3 protein-coding genes, 2 pseudogenes and 1 riboswitch are annotated in these 5,866 nt (G+C 58.3%); all 5 genes and pseudogenes read left to right on the top strand.

The window, feature by feature from the left end:
- The first annotated feature begins 208 nt into the window (after positions 1-208).
- Positions 209-407: riboswitch (cobalamin riboswitch) on the top strand.
- A gap of 139 nt (positions 408-546) precedes the next feature.
- A pseudogene (locus tag IKE44_RS00865) lies at positions 547-1,506 on the top strand (ABC transporter substrate-binding protein).
- Entirely contained in the window at positions 1,493-2,527 is a 1,035-nt protein-coding gene (locus IKE44_RS00860) for a FecCD family ABC transporter permease (protein ID WP_183084381.1), read from the top strand. The pseudogene IKE44_RS00865 and the gene IKE44_RS00860 overlap by 14 nt, the downstream one beginning before the upstream one ends.
- A complete protein-coding gene (locus IKE44_RS00855) occupies positions 2,524-3,996 on the top strand; it encodes an adenosylcobinamide amidohydrolase (protein WP_049624474.1) in 1,473 nt (490 codons plus the stop codon). Before IKE44_RS00860 ends, IKE44_RS00855 begins: the two co-directional genes overlap by 4 nt.
- A complete protein-coding gene (cbiB, locus tag IKE44_RS00850; protein WP_020754603.1) occupies positions 3,993-4,964 on the top strand; it encodes an adenosylcobinamide-phosphate synthase CbiB in 972 nt (323 codons plus the stop codon). Before IKE44_RS00855 ends, cbiB begins: the two co-directional genes overlap by 4 nt.
- Positions 4,921-5,724 (top strand): annotated as a pseudogene (locus tag IKE44_RS00845) (aminotransferase class I/II-fold pyridoxal phosphate-dependent enzyme); the annotation flags it as partial. The gene cbiB and the pseudogene IKE44_RS00845, both read left to right, overlap by 44 nt.
- Positions 5,725-5,866 lie beyond the last annotated feature (142 nt).

Genomic DNA, 5,866 nt, shown 5'->3' with positions numbered 1-5,866 from the left:
TATCGTATCATCGCCTCAAGATGAGGGATGAGAGTCCGAAAGCGCTTACGATATGAATTCCTGAAAATGGTTCGCTAACTAGTGATTGACAACACCCGTAGTGAACCGAAAAAATGTTCTCCACAAAGTCTTGACTGACTCACTGTAAAATTCACAGTTGTCAAATGCCAGGTCTTGCTTTAATATAAAAATGTCCATATCCGACAAATTCATCAACTCGCAGCAAGGCGCCGAAAAGGCTTAATAGGGAATCCGGTGGGAATCCGGAGCTGTCCCCGCAACTGTCAATGCGGACGAAATGAAATCGCCACTGTACGGACAGATGGCTTGCGCTGTTTTCCGTACGGGAAGGCTTCAGAGTAGGATGAAGCATGAGCCAGTAGACCTGCCTTGCTTGCCGCAGTTTCCGAATCTTCGGGGGGTGAGACGTGGAAACAGTCGTACAGGGCATTGTTGTGCCCATTGGCGGTCTGTTTCGTGCTCATTCCCCGTTCGGACGGAATGGGCTTTTTTGTTGTACATACATCATCGAAGGGGGAATGACGGATGAAACGTTGGACATGGCCGGCGGTGGTGGCGGTGTTCTTCCTTTTGGCCGCCGTGCTGGTCGGCTGCAGCAGTGGAGCCAATAGCAACGTCCAGCCTGCGAAAAAAGAAGAACCGAAAACGGAACAAGCGGCGTTTCCGGTGACGGTGAAAGACGGGCTTGGCGAGGATGTCACGATCAAAGCGGAACCGAAAAAAATCGTCTCGCTCATCCCGAGCAATACGGAAATCGCCTATGCGTTGGGGTTGGGCGATAAGATCGTCGGCGTCAGCGATTTTGACAATTATCCGGAAGACGTCAAAACGAAAACGAAAATCGGCGGCATGGAATTCAACGTCGAGAAAATCATTTCGCTCAAACCGGATCTCGTCTTGGCCCACGCGTCAAGCGCCCATAACTCGCGCGATGGCCTCAAGCAATTGAAAGACGCCGGCATTACCGTGCTTGTCGTCAATGACGCGAAGTCGTTCGACGATGTATATGCGTCCATCGACTTGATCGGCAAAGCGACCGGGACGACAGACAAAGCGAAGTAAGTGATTGATGAGATGAAAGAGAAGCTTGCGAAAATCAAAGAAAAAGCGAAACAAATCCCGGCGGACAAACAGGCCAATGTCTGGATTGAAGTGTCGCCGCCGCCGCAAATTTATACGGCCGGCAAAGGGACGTTTATGGATGAGATGCTTCAAGTGATTTCGGCGAAAAACGTCGCCGGCAGCTTGGAAGGCTGGCCGATGGTGACGGAAGAAAAAGCCGTGGCCTATAAGCCGGATGTCATCATCACGACATACGGCGGAGCGAAGCAAGTGTTGGCGCGCGCCGCTTGGAAAGACGTGCCGGCGGTGAAAAACAAGCGGGTGTATGACGTCAACACCGACTTAGTAAGCCGACCGGGTCCGCGCCTTGTCGAAGGGGTCGAGGAACTTGCCAAAGCCATTTACCCGGATGTGTTCAAGTAAAATGTGGATGTATATATTGGCCGTCACCGCGGCCGTGTTATCGCTTCTCGTAGGGGTATCGACAGGATCGCTGTCGATTCCCTTTTCTTCTATTGTCCGCATTTTGGCGGCTGAATGGTTCGGAGCGGCGCTGCCTCGCCACATTCTGGCTGATTGGGTGCCGATCGTGATGGCGATCCGCTTGCCGCGCGTCGTGCTTGCGTTTTTGGTCGGGGCGTCATTGGCGCTGGCCGGGGCCGCGTTTCAAGGGCTGTTAAAAAATGCGCTCGCCGATCCGTACACGCTCGGTGTCTCGTCCGGCGCGTCGGTCGGGGCGGTGCTCGTCATCTTTCTCGGCTGGCAATGGCCGTTCTTTGGCACGTTCACGCTGCCGGTCGTGAGCATCTTGTTTGGCATGGCGACGCTTGCCGCCGTTTTGGCGTTCACTCGCGCTGTGGAGCGGCGCATGTCGGTTGAGACGATCATTTTAGCCGGCATTATCTTCGGCGCGTTTTTCAGCGCGTTCATTTCGCTCATGATCGCGTTGACCGGGGAAGAATTGCGGCAAATCATCTCATGGCTGATGGGGAGCGTGGCGATGCGCGGCTGGAAATACAGCGGGCTGTTGCTGCCGTTTTTTCTCGTTGGGGCCGCAGTGCTCATCGCCAACAGCCGCGAGTTGAACGCGTTTGCCTTTGGCGAGGAGGCGGCGCTTCATGTCGGCGTTGATGTTACGCGCCGAAAAGTCATCATTTTGACGGCAGCGGCGCTGCTCACCGGCGCGGCGGTGTCGGTGTCAGGGACGATCGGCTTTGTCGGGCTTGTCGTTCCGCATATGGTTCGGCTTGTGTGCGGGCCGAACTACCGGGTGCTGTTGCCGCTGTCGCTCTTGTACGGCGGTGCGTTTCTTGTGCTTGCCGATGTGGCGGCGCGGACGATCATTGAACCGCGCGAACTGCCGATCGGCGTCATTACGTCGCTGATCGGCGCTCCGCTATTTGCCGTCTTGTTTTTCCGAAAAACGAAACGAAAGATGGGATGACGATGCTCGAGGTGCGGGCCGTATCGCATCGATACGGGCAGCAACAAGTGCTTGATGGTGTGACGTTTGCCGTGGAAAAAGGCGAAATATTCGGCATCTTAGGGCCGAATGGAAGCGGGAAAACGACTTTGATCAAACTCATCAGCAAAGAGCTGCCGCTGGCAAGCGGGGAGATCGTCATCGATGGCCGAAAGCTCTCGGCGCTGTCTGCGAAGCAATGGGCGCGGATGGCCGCCGTCTTGCCGCAGACAGCGGAGGCGGCGCCCGGCTATACGGTGAGGGAAACGGTGGCGCTCGGCCGCTATCCTCATCAGCGCGGCTTCTTTCCGACGTGGACGGAGGACGATGAAGCCGCCCTCCGAGACGCGCTTGCGGCCGTCGGCCTGACGGGGAAAATCGATGAACCGCTCGAACGATTGAGCGGCGGCGAGCGGCAGCGCGCCTATTTGGCCCGCGCACTCGCCCAAGAGCCCAAGCTGCTCTTGCTCGATGAGCCGACGAACCATATGGATGTGAGCGGCCAAGTCCGGCTTTTGGACCGGCTCGCCGAAGCGGCGCACGCCCGCGGCTTGACGGTCGTCGCCGTTTTCCACGATATGAATGCGGCGAGCTTGTATTGCGATCGGGTGCTCGTGCTGAACAAAGGGAAAATAGCTGCGCTCGGCGCCCCTGCGGATGTCATGACGCCGGCGTTGCTTGAGGAAGTGTTTGCCGCGCCGATTGTGCGTCTGGCCCATCCGGCGTCGGCAACGCCGATGTTTTCGTTCATGCCGAACAAGAAGCAAGGGGAATCGCCGGTCGGCGGGCTGCGGCTTTCCTTTCTTGATGACGCCGCTGTGCTTACTGCGGCCGCGCCGCTTCGCGTCCTGTCCTCGGCATTGATCGGCGCCGGATTTCAATGGGCGACCCATTTTGTCAACCGCCAAGTCGGGTTGGATTACGATTGCAGTGATGCGGAAGGAGACATGCGCCGCTATTTGGAGCAGCACGGGTTTCCGCCGGAACGAACGGTCGGCATGATGACAGCGGTTGATGTCCGGGATGCTGTTTGGCTTCAGAAAGAAGGGGAAGCGTTTTCGGTTGCGGTCATGGCGACCGCTGGCGTCGGCAATGCCGTCGATGCCGCTCGGGCGTGCCAGCATCAGCCGCTAGCGGCAAGACCGGGGATGATCAACATGGTGGTGGTCATTGACGGAGTGCTGACGGAAGCAGCGTTTGTCCAGGCGGTGATGACAGCGACAGAAGCGAAGGCAAAAGCGCTCGCCGACCGTTCGGTTTGCGACCCGGAAACCGGGACGCTTGCCACCGGTACGTCGACCGATTCGCTCGCTGTGGCGGCGACGCAAACCGGGCAGGTCTTTGCCTATGCCGGAACGGCGACGGAGCTTGGCCGGGCGCTCGGCCGGCTTGTGTATGAGGCAACAGTTGAGGCGCTTGGCCGCTGGGAGAAGCGGAGGAAACGGCGATGACCCATTTGGCCGCATTGACGTTGGCGCTGTTTCTCGATGCCCTCGTGGGCGATCCGCGCTGGCTGCCGCATCCGGTGCGCGGGATGGGAATGATGATTGCGTGGCTTGATCGCCGCTGGAATCAAGGAACAAAGCGGCGGACGAAAGGGGCGGCGGCCGTGGCGGTCGTGTTGGCCGCTGTTTACGGGATATCGGCGTTCATCGTTTATGTGGGCTACGCGCTGTCCGTATACGTAGGGGTGGCGATCGAGGCGGCCCTCATTTTCACCGCCATTGCGACGAAAAGCCTCGCTGAGGCGGCTGAGGACGTGCGCCGGCCGCTGGAAGCAGGCGATCTTCCTGCGGCGCGCCGCGCGCTGTCCATGATCGTCGGCCGCGACACCGAGCGGCTCGATGAAGCCGGCATCACCCGCGCCTGCGTGGAGACGGTGGCGGAAAACACGAGCGACGGCATCACCGCTCCGCTCTTTTATGCGGCCTTGGGCGGTGCGCCGCTCGCGTTATTGTACCGGGCGGTGAACACGTGTGATTCCATGATTGGATACAAAAATGAGAAGTATCGCGAATTTGGCTGGGCGGCCGCGCGGCTGGACGATGCGCTCAACTACATTCCAGCGCGGCTGACGGCGCTTGTGATGGTGTTGGTCTTTGGCGGCCGCCGCTTTCGTTTGGCGCTGTCGATCTTATTTCGCGATGCCCGCCGCCACCCAAGCCCGAACAGCGGCTGGCTTGAGGCGGCGATGGCCGGGCTGCTTGGGGTGCAGCTCGGCGGAACGAATACATACGGCGGTGTGGTCTCGAGGAGGCCGACGCTCGGTGACCCGGCCGCCCCGCTTCGCGCCGCCCACATTCGCCAAGCGGTCCGCATCATGATTGGAACGGTGCTAGTGTTTACATTATTGCTATGGATTGGGGGGATAATCGTTGCGTTGGCCGGCGCATGGGGCGAATCCGCGCGCGTTGTATGAGCAATGCGGATTGGCCCCTCCAGACGAATACATTGATTTCAGCGTCAATACGAATCCGTACCGGCTGCCGCCGTCAGCTTGGCCGAGCGGTGAGGAGTGGATTCGCTGGGCCGGGGAGTATCCGGATTCGGAAGCGAAGGCGCTCAGGGAGCTCGTTGCCAAGCAGGAGCAGATTCGACCCGGACAAGTGCTGATGACGAACGGGGCGGCGGAGGCGATTTATTTGTTGGCCGCGCTATTTGCCGGTCGGCGCGTCGGCATCTTGGAGCCGACGTTTTCCGAGTATCGGCGCGCCTGTCTCGCTTATGGATGCGATGTGGAGGGATTCGCGGCCGATGAAGCGCGGGGCTTTTCTTATGACTTGGATGAAGCGACTGCCTGGGCAGGCAAGCAAGACATTATCTTTTTATGCCATCCGAACAATCCGACGGGGACAGTGATGGAGGAAGGTGAATTGAGATCACTGGTGGACGCGGCGCACACGGCTGGCACCTATGTAATCATCGATGAAGCATTTTATCCGTTTTGGCGCGGCGGGTTTACGGCGATGCGCTGGTTGGGACGCTATCCGCGCCTCATTGTGCTTCGATCGTTGACGAAAATCCATCACCTGGCCGGCGCGCGCCTTGGTTATGTCGCTGCTGACGAGGCGGTGATCGCTTCGCTGAAAACGCATCAGCCGCCATGGAGCACAAACGGCATCGCCCAACAATTGGCGCTTCGTTTCATGGCGATGGAATCGTTTGTCAAGTGGACGAAAGCCTGAATCCGTGACAGAAGTGTATCAAAAATGCTGGGAAACCCAATCGTGTCGAGACTTCGACTCCATTTCGAATGTTCACCTATTAGGTGAAGAACCCCGAGTGCAATATTTTGTTGATTGATCCAGTTTTCTTGGCAGC

It is taken from the genome of Geobacillus sp. (assembly GCF_017515625.1).
Classification (GTDB): domain Bacteria; phylum Bacillota; class Bacilli; order Bacillales; family Anoxybacillaceae; genus Geobacillus; species Geobacillus stearothermophilus.
The sequence above is the reverse complement of the archived record's forward strand: the minus strand, read 5'-3'. Positions and strand labels throughout refer to the sequence as shown.